This is a genomic window from Pedobacter sp. ISL-64 (genome assembly GCF_018613605.1).
Classification (GTDB): Bacteria; Bacteroidota; Bacteroidia; order Sphingobacteriales; family Sphingobacteriaceae; genus Pedobacter.
Genome location: NZ_JAGGPU010000020.1, coordinates 35,274 through 52,463, shown reverse-complemented (window position 1 = coordinate 52,463; position 17,190 = coordinate 35,274). Strand labels below are relative to the sequence as shown.

Here is a 17,190-nt window from a genome sequence, read left to right as displayed (position 1 = left end):
GTAACCAGTCGTACTCCATTAAAATATTATCAAGGCAATCTTTGCGACGCCTAAATTATGCTGTTTATAGTTTGCCGGGTTGATTATCGCCACAGGTTTACTTGCACCTGTCTCAATTGTACAGCAGTATAACAACGATAATAGCCGTTAAAAAATGATGTGATTTTTTTTACTACGAGCGAAGCAATTTTTTCTGATAATCAGTGGGTGCCGTTCCTGTCCATCGTTTAAATGCACGTATAAATGCGCTTACTTCATTGTAGCCAAGCATGGTAGATATTTCTTTTATCTGAAGAGAATCATCTTTCAAATACATTAAAGCAAGGTTTTTACGGGCTTCATCAGCTAGCTGCTGAAAATTGATCTCCTCACTTTTTAGTTTACGCTGGAGTGTACGTGGACTGAGATTAAAGTTACATGCAATATCTTCCAGGGTAACCATTTTCAGATAGGAGTTAGACCATATGTAATTGTAGATACGCTTTTTTAATGCCCGGTCAGATGCATGCGTATTTTGCCAGAGGCCCTCTTCCAAAAGCAAAACTTGCTGATGTTCGTGTTTTGATCTTATAATCCTTTCATTCCAGTAGGCAATATCAAATGAAATTTGAGTGGTTTTTGCATTTTTCTCCGGCCTACAACGCAGTATACGCTCATATTCCTCAAGGTTATCCAGCGATCTGGCGAAGCTGACCGAACTTGGGTACAGCTTCTTAAACAATAATCCGTCAAGTTCGTGTATTACCAGAACCATTAAAAGGTCAACGGTTTGTATTTCAGTTGTATTTTGATTCCAATCCCGAGTGGCCGGTACAAATATTATCGAAAAATGATGGTCATCCCTGAAAATTCTGAGCTCTACCGATGCTGAGATGATTTGGGCCAATGGGGCAGCATTAGTTACCGCTTCACCCACTGTTCTGCTCGTTTTTATTATTTCTCCGACAATTCCCAATGCCTGTAGCTGTAAGGATTCCCCAAAATGAAGACCGAACAAGTTGTCTCTACTTATAGATACAGCATTAAACCAGACATCATCGATCTGTTTAGCCGTAAGTGGATTTTTTGAAGTTGTCAGTTCATCTATGGTGATGTTTGAGGCACGGAGAAGTTTTTCTGCAGATATGTCTCTTTGAACCGCATAACCAATCAGTCTTGATATGAAATTTTTAATCTGATCTTCCATAGTAGATAAATATTGGAAGCTAAAATATCAATATAGTAGAGAATAAAAATAATTTGACGGGAAAAGATAGCTTAATGTCGTTTAATGGTAATCTCAACTTCAGTTGAACCTGCGAACTTTGGTTCAGATACTAAATAGAAAATATGATGGAAAATCAATCAAAAGAAACAGTGATAGAATTTTTGACCTCGGTTAAAGCGGTCGATCTTGAAAAAATTGGCCAACTATTGTCTTCTGATGTAAATTGGTCACAGCCTGGCAGCAACGAGATCTCAGGCCTAAAGCGTTCACAGCAGGAGGTATTCGGAATGGTCGGTAAGATGTTCGAGATTTCCGGTAACACATTACAGTTAGATGCTTATCAATCAATTAGCTTAAACGGCAACCGGGTTGCATGCCTGTTACACTGGATGGCAGAGAAGCCCTCTGGAGAAAAACTCGACGTTTACAATATAGATATTTACACGGTTGAGCATGGTAAAATCTGTAATGTAGAGATTTTTTCTGCTGATCAGGTGCAGGAGGATGACTTCTGGACAAACTAAGAGCCTGTTTAAATTTTTATAACAAATATTATGGCCTTTTGCTGTCGCACTGAGCGTAGTCGATTGCATTTATTAATGCGTTGAAATGGTCTTCGACTACGCTACCATTGATGTTGTTTTATAAACTATTATTAATCAGCACTTTAACCGCTTTCGCATTCCCATCCAGCTAGGCCATAGCACTGCTATCCCCGTTCTACTTAAATCCGGCCTAACAAATTTTTCGGGTTGCATTGTTCTGGCCAAACAACTGGCTTCAAAAGAAAAATTTTCAGCCGGCATTTTTTGTTTTTTCATGGGGCTTTATGTTTTCAACGGCATTCAAGCTAGCTGTGCTGGTCTTTTTGATGCCAAAAAGAAAGAGCCTATCGGCGGCGGTGAGCCGAGGCAAGACTGTGCCCTAAGGCAAAAAAATAAATGTATACGTCATTCATATTGATTTTTATAAAATAAATTATCCCTCAGACTGACATACGAAATAATTTTATTTAATTTTTAAACAGGCGCTAAGTAAACTTAAATAAATGCCGGACAGGCCATTTCTTACTGTCCGGCATTTGATATTGTAACACTAAAAATAGATGAAAGCAACTGAATCTTACAGTCCCATCGATGTAGTCTTGAGCTATTATTCTGCATTAGGTGAACGTAACATCCAAAAGATAATAGAAATGTTCCCGGAAGAGCTTGATTGGTATGTTCCTGGAGACGAAACAATCGCGCCCTGGTTGGGAACCCGAAATACCTGTGATCAGGTACGGGAATTTTTTGAACTGTTATGGCAAAATACAGAAGCCGTTTCTGCAATGATTGATCATATAGCAGTCGTTGGAAATGTAGTAATTAGTTCGGGGAATTTTCAAACTCGGATGGTGAAAACAAACAAAGTTTATAAATCGCTGTTTTTCACAGAAATAACGATTGTTGAGGGATTGATCGTTAAATACAGACTATTGGAAGATACTTTGGGTTTGGTAAGGGCTTTGGATGATGGGTTTTGAAAACACAATCTATTGACCGCTCTTCATTAAAAACAGATTGTTAATTAATGCTGATAAGCAGTTTGTTTTAGGGGTTTCTGGAATTGGCGGTTGAGGTCAATCAATTTGGTTTATGCAAGGTATATTATTTGATTTTTATAAATTTACAGTATGAAACAAGCAGAGACCGTTATCGATTTTTACAACAGGTTGCCAGACCATGCTCCCATCGATGTTCCACTTGATAATGCTGGCATTGGCCACATAAACGTATTCACAAGAGATAACTGCGCTGTGGTAAGCCCATACAGTCGCCGCGATTTTTATAAGGTTTCACTTATCATTGGTAAGGGAAAGATCTATTATGCAGATAAGTGGATACAGATTGATCGACCTGCACTGCTATTTTCAAACCCCATTGTGCCTTATTCCTGGGAAGCAGACTCAGATCAGCAGTCGGGCTGGTATTGTCTTTTTACCGAAGATTTCATTCAGCATAGTGAACGGGTAAATAACCTGCGGGATTCACCTTTGTTTAAGGTCGGCTGTAATCCGGTGTTCTTTCCAGATGAAGTTCAATTGCGCGAATTTTCGGCCATATTCCAGAAGATGCAGGCAGAAATGCACTCCACTTATCCGCACAAGTACGATGTACTGCGTAGCTATTTGCACCTGTTGATTCATGAGGCGATGAAAAATAATCCGGCCACAAATTTTCATACTTATGCCAATGCCTCTTCAAGGGTTTCTGCCTTATTTCTTGAACTGCTGGAAAGACAGTTTCCAATTGATTCTCCTACGCTTATACTCAAACTGAAAAACCCTGCCGATTATGCCGACGCTTTATCTGTACACATCAATCACCTCAACCGTTCTGTAAAAGAGGTTACTGGTAAAACTACAACCGCTCATATCGCTGCCCGGATTGTTAAAGAGGCTAAGGCACTATTGCAGCATACCGACTGGAATATCGGTGATGTTGCCTACAGCCTGGGCTTTGAATACCCTTCATATTTTACACTGTTCTTTAAAAAACACACCGGTTCAGCACCTACTAAATTGAGAGAAACTGTTTGAATATTATAACGATCTGTTTGATGATTATAAGTCGCGGTTTTGCTTTCTTATCTACATTTGAGTGAACAAAATCTGATCAAAATGAAATATAGAAATTTAGGAACAACCAGCGAAAAACTGTCTGCACTTGGCTTAGGCTGCATGGGCATGAGTTTTGCGTATGGACCTACAGACGACAAAGAAAGTTTAGCGACTCTTGAAAAAGCACTTGATCTTGGTATTAATTTTTGGGATACTGCCGATATGTATGCAAACGGAGCAAATGAGGCGCTCATTTCTAAGGTACTTGTACCTAACCGCAACAAGGTATTTATTGCAACTAAATTTGGATTCCGTTTTAAAGATGGAATTGCCGGCCCCAGTAGCGCAACGGGAACCTATTTTGATGGTTCTCCCGCCTGGATGAAAGTTGCGGTTGAACAGAGCCTGAAACGATTGAAAATCGATACGATAGACCTCTACTATGCCCATCGCGTTGACCCTAACATTCCGATTGAAGAAACCGTTGGCGCTATGGCCGATCTGGTAAGAGCGGGAAAGGTACGCTATCTTGGACTGAGTGAGGCTTCTGTCGCTTCTTTACGCAAAGCACATGCCGAGCACCCGATTGCTGCGCTGCAAAGTGAGTACTCGTTGCTTACAAGGGATGTGGAAAATGGGATATTGCAGACTACCCGTGAACTTGGTATTTCACTTGTGCCTTATTCTCCATTGGCTCGGGGCCTGGTTACCAATGCACTCGATGTAAATATCCTGGCTGACGATGATTTTAGAAGAACCCTGCCACGTTACCAACAGGAAAATATCGCCGGTAACAATAGGCTTATAGCTGAATTTGCGGCACTGGCAGGTACCAAGGGCTGCACACCTGCACAGCTCGCCCTGGCATGGGTGCTGGCGCAGGGCGAGGATATTATCCCGATTCCAGGCACGAAAAAAAGAAAATACCTGGAAGATAATGTAGGTGCGATTGAAGTTGAGCTGACAGGTGATGATCTTACAGCGGTTGATGAACTGATCAGGCGATATCCTATCACTGGTGAGCGTTATAGTGAAGGCGCAATGAAGATGGTTAACCACTAACGGACCTTCTATAACAGGCTATAGTTGGTGGAGGCATTGGTATGGGCGAAAGCTAAAGGGTAACCAGGAGAAATCGGGGTATATTCATACAAGGCTAACTATAAGAGCCTGTTTAAATTTCAATAAAAATAATTGCTATGTCAGTCTGAGCCTGTCGAAGACCCCTGTTTTTTATACCATGAAAGCACTTCGACAAGCTCAGTGTGACAGCGTATCATATGTAATATCGGTAGTGTGAGCGAGCGACAAAGAAAGATTTATTCAAACTTTGTCGCCCGCTTTAATTTAATTCGAATCAAATTAATAAATTTTCGGGTTCGAATAGGCAAATAGATAGCAATTATGAATTTTTACTATCTTTTTTATTTTTTAAATTTATACCATTGTTTATTCCATCATATTATTTGTCAAATAATATAATTGATTACTAATTCCGTCCGGTTTTAATCGTTTTCGTTTTTACAAAACCGATGAGTTCGTCCCGGTAATTCTCACCAATGGTTAGCAATAGATCGTTTTTCATCCGTACCAGGTTGTTCTCAATTTCCTCTAAATAGTTTCTCGAAATAATAAAAGATCTGTGAATCTGAATAAATGAATTATTATTCTTAAGTATTTCTTTAATTTTTGTAAGGGTTATATGCGCAACAACAGTTTTATGAGTAGTATATATTGAAATGTAATTCTGGATACTTTCAATTGCTATAATTTCATCAAACCTGATTTTTACCAATTTTGACTTATCATTTTTACTTTTAATAAAGAAGTACTGATCATCAACTTTTTTCTTTTCTTGGATAGGGAGAATACGTCTACTTTGTAATTTATGCAGTACTGTAGCAAAATGGCCAAGAGAGAAAGGTTTGAGGAGAAAAGCATCAGCCTCGATTTCAAATGCATCCAGTGCGTATCTGGAATGGGCTGTTGTAAAAATCAGGTTTCTTGTTTTACTGCGGATAATCTTGGCTAAATCTATTCCCGAAAGGCCTGGCATTTCAATATCCATAAAAACAATATCAAGATTATCTCCTGAAATAATGTGGTTCATTGCTTTAATGGGGTCGGTAAAACTTTCTAAAAGTTCATAATCGTCAAGGGTTGTGAGATAATCACATAGTAGTTCGAGGTTTGCGGGATCGTCATCGACCGCAATACAGTTAAATTTCATATAGAGAGCACTTTAAAGTTCAAATATAATAATCTGTAGGGTACGATTGACAAAAAAAGAGGTTTCATCATACATTTTATCGTATTCGTGGTACCATAATACCACTTACGTGTAATGGAAGCGGTTAGCTATATAAAATCTCTTTTTTTTCTTTCATCTTCGATCCGGAGTTCTCAAGCTTCACAAACAAACTAATTACTGGATAGATCGATCATTAAACGTATAAAAATGAGTTGGCCTATAGTAAATATTTTCTTATGTAATGGGTAGTAATGCACAGTCAGCTAATGTTGAATGTTGCAGTTGTTGTACTATGGTATATAAGTGAAAAAATAAAAATATGATGAACCAAACCCGTTTCTGTACTTTTTCTGGCAAACAGCTTAAAAGTTTCTTGTCAATCATTTTTTTGATCCATATCCACATTTTTTGTTTTGCTCAAACCTTTGAGGCAGGTGTGCATATACCTGCAGTGGCTTACAACCCTACGGATCGATTTAATTACTTAGGTAAAGATGTATCTCATTACGGTTTAGGTTGGTATGGCGAAGAAAATGGTGTTTCTCCCTATGCTTATTTATCAGGATTTCAGGGGGTAAAACTATTTACACAGGGTATTCCCCGCTTTCATTTGGATGGGGCAGGTAACCTTGGGCTTGGTACCATGAACGCTAATGCCAGGTTGCATGTAAATGGTACCGGTATCTTCGAGGATAATGTGAAAATACTGGCTAAATATGCTGCATGGGGCGAGGGCTTATTGATTGTAAAACCAAATGGCTGGGCAGGGCTACGCCTTGCCAAAAACGATCCCTCCGGTGGAGACTATAATGGAAACTGGGCATTGGGCTATACCGATTACTCTGGAAATGACTTTACTATAAGCAATCAGTATAACAATGTTCAATATAACGACATTTTTCATATTCGTGCAGATAACCGCTTTGTTGGGATTGGTACAGCCAACCCAACTTCAAAATTAGAGATAGCGGGCGGTGATCTCTCTGTTTCGGGAAATTTAATGGTATCAACAGGTAATACGACAGGAGGTGGGATAAAACTAGCTGATGATGGAGATATTGTTGACCTGAATGATGGATGGGCCACTCATCGTTTTAGTAATGGCTTAAGAATTACAAATGCAAATAGTGGGGGAGATCCAGTCATCCAGCTTGCCAATAACAGTATCATTCCAAGTTATTTCAACGTAGGTAATGTAGGTATTGGCACTGTTAATCCATTGGGTTTACTACATCTCAATGGAGCATATGCTACTACAGATGGTGGTAATAACTATCAGTTTGCTGGTACCGGCTTAATTGTGCAGGCGAATACAGGAGGTAGAATAGCCGATAGAGGCGCACAGATAGAATTTGTTGTGCCTGCTTCGGTTGATGGAAGTAATCCCTGGGGCCAGGGAAGGATTATTACAGTAGCGGGAAATAGCAACAATGGCGATGCTACAGGCAAAATGATTTTGGGAACGCGTAGGTCATTTAGTAAAAATGGTAAACCTGTTGAATGGTTTTATGGCGATGATATTGTAATAGTGGGCAATGGCAACGTTGGTATTAATACCTTAAATCCAACAGAAAAATTAGCGGTTAACGGCAAAATCAGAGCACGGGAAATCCGCGTTGATGCGCTGGATATGCCTGATTACGTTTTTGAAGAGGGGTATGAGGTTGGAACGTTGAAGGAGTTGGAAAGTTATATTAAAAAGAACAAACACCTGCCCGAAATACCGAGTGCTATTGAAGCTGAAAAGAACGGAATTGAACTGGGAGAAATGAATAAACTGCTACTCAAAAAAATTGAAGAACTCACCTTGTATATCATTGAGGAGCATAATCTAAATGAAAAACGCGGAGACTTATTAGATGCCCAACGTTTAAAGATCGCTGAATTGGAGAAAACACTAAAATCCTTTAAGAAATGAAATTCACATCTCGCATAGCTTCAATTTTTATGCTAATGATTGCCTTTTCACATCAGGCATATGCTCAGAATACTTTTCCAAACGCTGGCCCTGCAGGAGTAAATACTTTAAACCCTGCTGGTCATTTTCAGGTAAAGGGAGACTCTTGGTTTGATGCCTCCACCCTGTTTACACTGACAAATAATGCGACAGATTTTGGCCGCACCACTTTCATGTTGACAGGACGTTTCCAGCAGAATAACGATGCTTGGACGTTCGGTTCAGGTGCAAGGAATGCAATTGTATTTGCACAGAACGAATCTGAATCAGAGCTTAATGTGGGTGCCTGGGGTGAGGAGAAGTTTTCACTCCAGTTGGAAGGAAATTCCCGTTCACTTGGTTTTCTATCGAAACAAATGGGCAACACGCCAAATATGGTGATGAGCCAAAATGGTTATATCGGCATAGGAAGTGTTAGTCCGCGGGAGAAGCTCGACATATGGGGAGGTAGGGTTTCCATAACAGGAGACGACCATAGCGGCACGGCACTGATTACTACTTATAATGGTCTGGCGCTTTATTCCAATAATCAATTGTCTAATGGGCTTTCCATTAGTCCTGATGGAAATATCGGCATAGGGACCGGTACGGCATATGCAGGAGCGAAGCTACATATACAAGGTGGTGCAATGGTTCTAGGTAGCAATAGCATTATTCATAATACAGATGGTTATTTGAGTCTGGGGAATGTGCTAGCGAATTCTTCGCCAACAATTAGTGATTGGACCAACAAAACAACCATGTTGCTCAACGGTCAGGATTATTCTACCATCGGTTTTCATGATTCTGGATCAAGGGTAGATTTTATCCGTGTGGGCAATGGTACAATTGAGCTGGGTTACGATGGTGGGTTTGGGGCTCCTAATATCAAGTTTCCCGGTGGCATTTGGAACAGCGCGGGTAATGTAGGTATCGGAGTAAACAATCCCACTGAAAAACTTTCGGTTAACGGTACGGTCAAGGCCCGCGAAATCCGTGTGGACGGGCAGGGTGCGCCTGATTATGTTTTTGAAGAAACTTATCATAAACTTTCACTCGCCGAGGTTGAAAAATACATCCGTTTAAACAAACACCTTCCTGAAGTACCTTCTGCAAAAGAATTCGAACGCGATGGAATGGCCGTTGGTGAGATGAATAAGCTGTTATTAAAAAAAGTAGAAGAGCTTACGCTGCATTTAATTGATCAGGAAAAAATGATCCGTCAACAACAGATGGATATTGATGAACTGAAAAAAAGTACAGCGGCTAAAAGTATAAAAGGTAAAAACTAATGAAAATCAAGGCAATATTGTTTTATATCTTATTGATGTGCAATGGGACTGTTGTGTTTTCACAAGAGCATGGTCATTTCTTGGCTAATGCTGGATCCATTAATGAAACAGTAAGTCGGAATAAGATAAATATACATTCCTTACGGAATATAAAAGACACTTCGCCTCGCGTTGCTTCGATGAGGACATTTGTTGGTCCTTATGCACTAAGCACTTATGTACCCGGAAGTACAGATTTCAATGCTTATCAGGAACCTGGTCTATATGAATTTGAAACAGCAGGAGGAGCACTTACCAATACACCTCATGGCTCGGTAACCAGTTCTAATTTTAAGGTAATCAGTTTAGGGCAGCCTTCCAGAAATGCACAGCTGATGTTTGAAACTTCAAATAATGCAGTATGGGTAAGGAATAACTGGGATTGGGGTACAGGTATGCAACATACACCTTGGGATCGTCTAGCCCTGATTTCGGAACTTGGTACTTCGGCTTTTGTAGGCTACGCTTATGATGCTGATGCCTATACGATGGCAAGAAGGGACGATGGAGGTCACATAAAGGCTAACTATTTCAGGACTCAGGCCATACTTGAAGTGGGCTCAACAGCACTTACCGGGATTTTTGCCTCCTCGGGTGATGAATTTGTCCGAAAGTTTGATGTAACGAGTCTCCGTAATTTTTTAGGAATTCCGTCCCAGGGAGAAACATTTGCCAGTCTTACTTCAAGGGATAACCATACCTATAGCAATTTGGCATTGAGTAGGGCGGATACCCCAAATCCTAATACTACCGGCGCTGACCGTGATTATGGTAGTTTGGGTTTTTTCAATTCAAATTTTGGGATAGAAAATGCAAGGGTAGAGGCTTACTATGGACTTGGCCAGCATGTTGACAGGGGAGGACTGAAGTTTTACACCCGTGAAGGCGATGGACTACAGACCCGGATGACAATATGGCCAAACGGTAATGTTGGCATTGGAACAAGTAGCCCTTCTTCGAAACTTCACCTTAATTATGATGGAACAGCACTTAATGCTCCTCCACCAACATTTGGGGGGAGTGGCATTGTAGTCCAAGCTACTACAGGAGGGAGATTTTTGGATAAAGGCGCTCAGATTGAATTTGTTATCCCCGCGAATAGTGACGGGTCTAATGCCTATGGCCAGGGCAGGATTATTACTGTTGCGGGTAATGTTGATAATAGTAACGCAACCGGAAAGATGATTTTGGGTACACGGCGAATGTTTGATAAATATGGCAATGGATTGAACTGGTTTTATGGTGATGATATCGTGATTGATGGCACAGGGAATGTTGGGGTCAATATTTCTAACCCTTCAGAAAAACTAACAGTAAACGGAAAGATTAAGGCCAGAGAGATCAGGGTAGATGCCACTGGCATGCCGGATTATGTTTTTGCACCCAATTACGAGTTGCTGCCACTGCCAGCACTTGAGAAGTATATTCATCAATACCGGCATCTGCCAGAGGTTCCTTCAGCTGCTGAGGCAGAGAAAAATGGTATCGCACTCGGCGAAATGAACAAACTTCTGCTTAAAAAAATCGAAGAACTCACCCTGCACATGATTGAACACGACCGTAAAATGAATGAACAAACTGAAAAACTGAAGCAGCAGCAAATGGAAATATCCGAACTTAAAGGAAAGATCAAATGAAACATTTATACATTTTAATCTTAGCTCTCTTTAGCGGTATGAACTTATCCGCCCAGCAGTTCAGTTTGCCTGCCGATGGAAAATGGTATCTGGTGGCTAAAGTTGGTGGTTTGCATAGCGAATTTGAATACACGTATAAACATACCACAGCACATAAGCCTTCATTGGTATCGGGTAGGATCCAGTTTATCAATTCACAGAATTTTTCTATTCAGGAGCATCATAGTATGGGCTATGCAGCGTGGCTGCAACCACAGTTTGCACTATTAAATCTTGGAGGAGAAAGCCAGATATGGGTAAAAGCGGCAATAGGTGCAGATTTGGGGGTTTTTAAAGTGAGTAACCTTTTAGCAGGCGCATTGGAACTCGGTTCTATCAGTGACGACAACCTGAATGATAATGGTGCCATAGTAACCATCTTTAATACGATAAGAGACAATGCCCATACTTATGTTGGCAACCTGAACGTGATGAATGGGAGTGTAGGTATAGGGACTGATCTGCCCTCCGAGAAGCTAACAGTAAACGGAAAGATCAGGGCAAGAGAGATCAGGGTTGATGTTGATGCAATGCCCGATTATGTTTTTGCGCCAAAATATGAGCTGCTACCCTTACCTGAGCTTGAAAAATTTATACAAGTGTACAAACACCTGCCTGATGTTCCCTCGGCCAGAGAAGCAGAAAAGAACGGAATTGAACTTGGGGGGATGAACAAACTTTTGCTCAAAAAGATCGAAGAACTTACACTGCATTTGATTGAAAAGGATAAAGCTTTAGCTGCACAACTGGCAGATATTAATCTACTTAAAAAGAATACAACGGATCAACGTGAAACGCTTTCAGCATTACAAGAACAGGTTAAACAAATATTGGCAAGGCAATCCAAAGGAAAATGAAGAAGTATTTAATTTATTTAATAATAACCTTTAGTTGTGCATGGCAATTGCGTGCGCAGGCGCCGATCGTTACTACAGGGGTAACCATCAAAGATGCGTACGATAATGTGCTTGCAAGCAGGCAGGGGGATTTTGTACATCAGCTTATCGGTACCTATGCAGGCTGGGATCCGGAAGCAATTTTTGTTGGCGGTTACAATGCTTTTTCGGTTTACAATGCCACTTCCACCAAGAGAATTTATCTGGGTGGACCCTTTTCTGGAACCAATTTTCTAACGATGGACATTCCCTCAGGAAACCTCGGCTTGAATACTGGTAATCCACAGAGTTACTTCCACGGTGGGAACAATAAGGTTTTTGAGATATTGAACCCAAGTACGGAATTCAACAGCCAGTCTCACCTTATACTCAGTAACAATTCAACTGTAAGTGGCTCATCTGCAGGTAGTATAACCTGGATGGCTAAGAATGCTCAATTTAATAAAGGTATGGCTTATATAGGTGCTCAACTTATGGATGATGCTACCAATGATGCCCGCGCAAAATTGATTTTCGCCACCTCTAACGGCGCACAGCCCATGATGAGGATGGTTATCGATCCTGTAGGCAATGTTGGCATTGGTACGTTTAATCCCGAAGATAAGTTAACCGTAAATGGGCGGATCAAAGCAAACGAAATTAGGGTGAATGGGCAACAAACTCCTGATTATGTGTTTAATGAGGATTATAAAAACCTGTCTTTACCAGCACTCGAAGCTTATATCAAAAAACACAAACACTTACCCGAAGTGCCTTCTGCAAAAGAGGCAGAGAATAATGGAATTGAATTGGGCGAAATGAACAAAATATTGCTTAAGAAAATCGAAGAACTCACCCTTCACTTAATTAAGCAGGATAAGGAAATTAAGCTGTTAAAAAAGCAGCAATCTAAGCGGGTTATAATAGCAAAAAAACATTCAAGAAATATAAAAAATGGTGTTTACTAAGTTTACAGGTATATTATATGACCTCGATTATCAAGAGTTTAAAACTCTTTACAAAAAAACAGCATTTGAATATTTGGGGTTTCATCAAAGATTAAGTCACTTTCGTCAGCAGAAAGTTCCTGTTTGTGGAAAAGGGCTTGATTGAGCTTTTTTACCGCTATTTTTATCATGATATTCGAAATTGAGTTCTCAAACTCCCAAACAAACTAAATAACGCTTTATTAATGTCTATTTCTGTCTTATCCTAAATGCAGGGAAAGCCTTTGATAAAGAGCTATGCTAAATTTAATGTATGAACAAAGCCGTAATAACAGCTACTGTGCTGGTATTTTTTTGCCTGCATTCAGTGCAGCTTCTCGCGCAACTTCCTTCAACAGGGCAGGCTGTTATAGACAGTCTGAAATCGGGCAAGAAGAAGTTCTCCAAGCTAGATTCGCTGGCTATGCAAAAAATCCAGGAGACTAAAAAATCATTAAAGTTACAAGTAGGCGCACTAACTGGACAATCGGCTATAACCGGATCCTTAAGTAAGGATAGCCTGAAAAAAAATGTTAAAGAACAATCTTTGAGTGTTTCTTCGCAATATGTTAAAACAAAGGAACTGGTTACAGATAGCTTGAAATCGGCGAAAAAGAAATTCTCTAAGCTCGATTCAATGGCAATGGGGAAAATACAGGCGACCAAAAAATCAATATTAACGCAAGCGGATGAACGTGTAAAACAATCTGATATTGCTAAACTCTTAAAAAAAGACACACTCAAAAAAGGTTCTAAGATACAGTTTAGTGATGTGTCAGTAGGAAATGAAACCCAATACATTAAAACGCAGAACCCGGCCAATGGTAAAAACCTGTTAAATAATGTAACCTTTTATGGCCAATTGAAAATATATAATATTCCGGTTGATCTTTCATTGGCAAACACTTATACCGCTATGAGAGATTTTAGGTTCGATCAGGGCAATCTTTTTAAGTTCAATTTACCCAAGCCAAGTTTTAACCAGTTTTTTAAGGCAGATATAGACAAGTACCGGAACTTGCGCAAGAATGTGTTGAGTGGACAAACCGCAGAATCCTTTCTACGAAAAAAGATACAAGATAAGATTGCGAAGAACCTTAATCTTTCTGCTTCACCAAAACTACAGGCCTATTTAAATAATCCCGAAAATTTAAGAAGCATGCTCAAGATGGATGAATTGGAGTTGAAGGCAAAACTGAACGAATTTACAGCGGAAATAAAAGATCAGGCACAGAACGGGGGAAAACAGCTTAGTCAACACGGGCAAGATTCGCTTACCAACTTATTAAATGCTAAAAAGCAGGAATTGTTTACCGAAATCCAAAAGGTCCAACAGTCTGTATATGATAGTGGGCTTGACCCTGAAAAACTTGAATTACTGGAAAAAGTAGCCCAAGGTAAAATCTCGCAAAAAGAACTCGAAAATTTCTTTGTCTCAGAACTTGCTAAAGGAAAAGATATGGGCTTTTTACAGAAAAGTTATGCGCAGCTCCGTGAGTTTCAGGCTGGTAATTTTGGACATCAATTGCCTGGAAGTTTTCTCAACCGCGATCTCTTTTTAAATGGTTTCAATTTTTCTTTAAGAACGCCAAGAGGGCCGGTGACTGTGGGTTTAAGTACCAACCGCGACCTTAATTCAACAAAAGATGCCGGTTTTAATGCGTCCACCTTTGCCATCCCAAAACTCTACAGTTATTTAAGTGTACCCACTACAAATTTTTCGTTCGGTTCGGGCAAGCTTTCATGGGTGGGCACTTACGATCGGCAATTTAACGGAAGCTTTGGATCAGCTCAAAATGCATTGCCGAGAAATAATATGGTATTTACCGTTAGTCAGGCCTTTCGGTTCAGTAAGGCAGGAACATTTACTTTCGATGTTTCCAAATCCTCTACGCAATACAAAGAACTTGCTGCCTTTGGTCCAGATCAGTTAATAATCGATAGAAATACCAATGGTAATTATTTTAGGGATGATTTTCTGCAAACCATGTCGGTTGGGCTAAACCATTCTATCGATGATAAAAAGCTGGGAATCAGGAGTACTGTATTTGTTAATTATGCAGGTTCGGGATTTCAAAATCCCGGGCAACAGGGAATCGGTAACCTTAACCTAAGGTTTGGTGGAAATATCCGTAAAGAATTTTTCCATAAGAAAATGACACTTTCTGTACGCTCCGATTTTAAAAACATGCCAATTAGTGCGACAGACAATTCACATTGGAGTAACCATAACATTCAGCTCGATTCGAGATTCCGCATTTCCAGGTCGGCTAATTTGGGGATAAAATATATTGATAACGGTGTAGATAAGGTATCTCAGGGCAGCACTCCGGTATATGCCTCTAAAAAACTTCAGCTCGATCTCAATTCGAATTATAAACTGTTTGGGCAGCGCGGGTTTAGCCATGTAAGTGTGGCGCAGCAAGAAATTGCCAACCCCTTATCATTGGGCAATTCCAGTTTATTGCAGTTAAACTATGTGCAAACAGTAGTATTTAAAGACTTTTCACTTTCTGGAAACCTTTTTTATAACCGCGAACTTAATGCCAATACCATATTGGGTAATATGCTCAACTCAGATGCATCGCTACAATACCAGTTATTCAGCGGTGTTTCAATGTCGAGTGGATTAAGTTACCTCGATAACCAAAATCTTGCCCGTCAGGCCGGTATTAAACAAAGTATCCAGTTTATGCTGAAGAAACATTTTGATATCTCGGCTTATGTAGATATCCGTAAAAACCTGATTACCCCAACCTATCCCGATCTTTTTTCTACCAATAGGGGAGAAATATCTATACACTATTATCTCGACAGACAATGAGCAAGCTTAAACTAAGATTATTTATTTTATTTATTTCCATAAGCACAGTTGTGTCTGCCCAAACCAGTATTGTGTTTGTTCCAGAGGTATATGGTACCACGCTGAACGGTCTTTTTAGGGCATCTATATTCAATGCTTCAGGTGTGAAATCGGTAAGGATGAACATTACGGTAACGGAAGCACGTGCCGGAAAAATTGCCACCATACAAACGGGGGTATTTACCATTGCGCCGGGGAACAACATTATTCCTTCGGGAGTGGCCCGTACAGCCAGCGTGGCCATGGCGCAGAATGCAACGGCAAACTTTATCAGGCGTAACCAATACTTCCCACAGGGCGATTACGAATATTCATTTAATATTTATTCGGCGTCTTCAAGTCAGGAAATCATTATCGATCAAACGTTTAACAACGAAATTACGCCACCAGCGCCATTAGATCTGATTGAACCCTACGATCAGGACGAAATTTGCGAAAAAAAGCCATTGCTTACCTGGCAACCTTCTATACCAAAAGTAGATGGTTTGCTCTACCAGGTGATGTTGGTCGAAATTAAAGATAAACAGAATGCCGTTGAAGCCTTAAACTACAACCTGCCAATTGTGAATCAGAAAGGGGTAGTGGCCAATCTATTGGTTTATCCACCAAATTCAAAAGAACTGGTAGCGGGTAAAAAATATGCCTGGCAGGTGAGCGCCTACCGCGATCAAACGGTAATCAACCGTTCAGATGTTTGGTCGTTCGAAGTAAACTGCCAGGATAGTGTGAATAATGTGATCCCTGCTGATTATGGGTATAGGGATATTGAAGACTTGGCAAGAGGTAATAATTACATCAGCAACGGGTTTATCCGTTTCTCATTAACCAATTCTTACGGGCCTCAGAAAATCAGTTATAGCATTGTTTGCATCAACAACCCTTCAAAGAAAATCAGAAGCTTACCTACTTTAAGGCTTAAGGCAGGAGAGAACAAGATTAACATAGACATTAGCCGGAATTTTTCTTTCGACGACAATTATTCTTATATAATGAAGATACGGATGCCTGATGGTACCCAAAAGAGTTTAAGATTTACCTATAAACAATTGGCAGAATGAGGTTTGGATATGTAATGCTAGTAGCCTTATTGTTTAGCTGTAAGGCTAAAGACCAGGTAGCGCAGTTAAAAGACGATGATTTAACGGTTATGGCTATTCGTAATAGCCAGGCAACAGAAGGAGAAACCACTTTTCAGGTAAGGGTATTTCCATCAAAAGTAGTATTGGAAAATGGGAGCAATAAGCTAACTGAAGAAATGTTTTACCGCTCAGACAGCTGCATGTATTTGCTTCATGGTGATAAAAAAGATTATCCCTTGTACATAGAACCGGTATCAAACGGGGTTAAAGGAAGTTATGAGTTTCTGGTTGCTTTTAACAAAACACCTAATCAAAAAAGCGATACACTCATTTACCACGACAAATTTATCAATCAGAAAAAATACGTGCTTGCAATCAAATAAT

General features: G+C 40.1%; 15 protein-coding genes. 12 read left to right on the top strand and 3 right to left on the bottom strand.

The window, feature by feature from the left end; translation table 11 throughout:
* Window positions 1–172: 172 nt before the first annotated feature.
* Window positions 173–1,186 (bottom strand): AraC family transcriptional regulator, encoded by a 1,014-nt coding sequence (locus tag J7E57_RS21520; protein ID WP_215131060.1) that lies wholly within the window; start codon window positions 1,184–1,186, stop codon window positions 173–175.
* A 143-nt stretch (window positions 1,187–1,329) separates the two neighbouring features.
* On the opposite strand from J7E57_RS21520, the gene J7E57_RS21515 reads away from it, so the two are divergent.
* The 4 genes from J7E57_RS21515 (at window position 1,330) to J7E57_RS21500 (ending at window position 4,871) form a co-directional block, all read left to right on the top strand.
* Entirely contained in the window at window positions 1,330–1,731 is a 402-nt protein-coding gene (locus J7E57_RS21515) for a nuclear transport factor 2 family protein (protein WP_215131063.1), read from the top strand.
* Between the two features lie 581 nt (window positions 1,732–2,312).
* A complete protein-coding gene (locus J7E57_RS21510) occupies window positions 2,313–2,732 on the top strand; it encodes a nuclear transport factor 2 family protein (protein WP_215131064.1) in 420 nt (139 codons plus the stop codon).
* A gap of 150 nt (window positions 2,733–2,882) precedes the next feature.
* Window positions 2,883–3,788, top strand: coding sequence for a helix-turn-helix domain-containing protein (locus J7E57_RS21505; RefSeq protein ID WP_215131066.1), 906 nt, complete (start codon window positions 2,883–2,885; stop codon window positions 3,786–3,788).
* Between the two features lie 81 nt (window positions 3,789–3,869).
* Window positions 3,870–4,871 (top strand): aldo/keto reductase, encoded by a 1,002-nt coding sequence (locus J7E57_RS21500; protein ID WP_215131068.1) that lies wholly within the window; start codon window positions 3,870–3,872, stop codon window positions 4,869–4,871.
* Window positions 4,872–5,298: 427 nt separating this feature from the next.
* On the opposite strand, the gene J7E57_RS21495 is transcribed toward J7E57_RS21500, so the two are convergent.
* Entirely contained in the window at window positions 5,299–6,039 is a 741-nt protein-coding gene (locus J7E57_RS21495) for a LytR/AlgR family response regulator transcription factor (RefSeq protein ID WP_215131070.1), read from the bottom strand.
* Window positions 6,040–6,379: 340 nt separating this feature from the next.
* Between J7E57_RS21495 and J7E57_RS21490 the strand changes: the two genes are divergently transcribed.
* From J7E57_RS21490 to J7E57_RS21470, 5 genes are read left to right on the top strand one after another with little or no spacing between them, the layout of a single operon-like run.
* Window positions 6,380–7,978 (top strand): hypothetical protein, encoded by a 1,599-nt coding sequence (locus J7E57_RS21490; RefSeq protein ID WP_215131072.1) that lies wholly within the window; start codon window positions 6,380–6,382, stop codon window positions 7,976–7,978.
* On the top strand, window positions 7,975–9,288 hold the full coding sequence (locus tag J7E57_RS21485) for a hypothetical protein (protein WP_215131074.1): 1,314 nt from the start codon (window positions 7,975–7,977) through the stop codon (window positions 9,286–9,288). The genes J7E57_RS21490 and J7E57_RS21485 overlap by 4 nt, the downstream gene beginning before the upstream one ends.
* Window positions 9,288–10,964 carry a hypothetical protein gene (locus J7E57_RS21480; protein ID WP_215131076.1) on the top strand — a complete coding sequence of 559 codons (1,677 nt, stop codon included), beginning with the start codon at window positions 9,288–9,290 and terminating at the stop codon, window positions 10,962–10,964. Before J7E57_RS21485 ends, J7E57_RS21480 begins: the two co-directional genes overlap by 1 nt.
* The gene (locus J7E57_RS21475; protein ID WP_215131078.1) at window positions 10,961–11,860 is read left to right on the top strand and encodes a hypothetical protein; all 900 of its coding nucleotides are present in this window, start codon (window positions 10,961–10,963) and stop codon (window positions 11,858–11,860) included. Before J7E57_RS21480 ends, J7E57_RS21475 begins: the two co-directional genes overlap by 4 nt.
* Window positions 11,857–12,846, top strand: coding sequence for a hypothetical protein (locus tag J7E57_RS21470; RefSeq protein ID WP_215131080.1), 990 nt, complete (start codon window positions 11,857–11,859; stop codon window positions 12,844–12,846). Before J7E57_RS21475 ends, J7E57_RS21470 begins: the two co-directional genes overlap by 4 nt.
* Window positions 12,847–12,884: 38 nt before the next feature.
* Here J7E57_RS21470 and J7E57_RS27305 read toward each other — a convergent pair whose 3' ends face one another.
* On the bottom strand, window positions 12,885–13,016 hold the full coding sequence (locus tag J7E57_RS27305; RefSeq protein WP_262897902.1) for a hypothetical protein: 132 nt from the start codon (window positions 13,014–13,016) through the stop codon (window positions 12,885–12,887).
* A 122-nt stretch (window positions 13,017–13,138) separates the two neighbouring features.
* Between J7E57_RS27305 and J7E57_RS21465 the strand changes: the two genes are divergently transcribed.
* From J7E57_RS21465 to J7E57_RS21455, 3 genes are read left to right on the top strand one after another with little or no spacing between them, the layout of a single operon-like run.
* Window positions 13,139–15,688 carry a hypothetical protein gene (locus tag J7E57_RS21465; RefSeq protein WP_215131082.1) on the top strand — a complete coding sequence of 850 codons (2,550 nt, stop codon included), beginning with the start codon at window positions 13,139–13,141 and terminating at the stop codon, window positions 15,686–15,688.
* The gene (locus J7E57_RS21460) at window positions 15,685–16,785 is read left to right on the top strand and encodes a DUF928 domain-containing protein (RefSeq protein WP_215131084.1); all 1,101 of its coding nucleotides are present in this window, start codon (window positions 15,685–15,687) and stop codon (window positions 16,783–16,785) included. The genes J7E57_RS21465 and J7E57_RS21460 overlap by 4 nt, the downstream gene beginning before the upstream one ends.
* The gene (locus tag J7E57_RS21455) at window positions 16,782–17,189 is read left to right on the top strand and encodes a hypothetical protein (RefSeq protein ID WP_215131085.1); all 408 of its coding nucleotides are present in this window, start codon (window positions 16,782–16,784) and stop codon (window positions 17,187–17,189) included. The genes J7E57_RS21460 and J7E57_RS21455 overlap by 4 nt, the downstream gene beginning before the upstream one ends.
* Window position 17,190 lies beyond the last annotated feature (1 nt).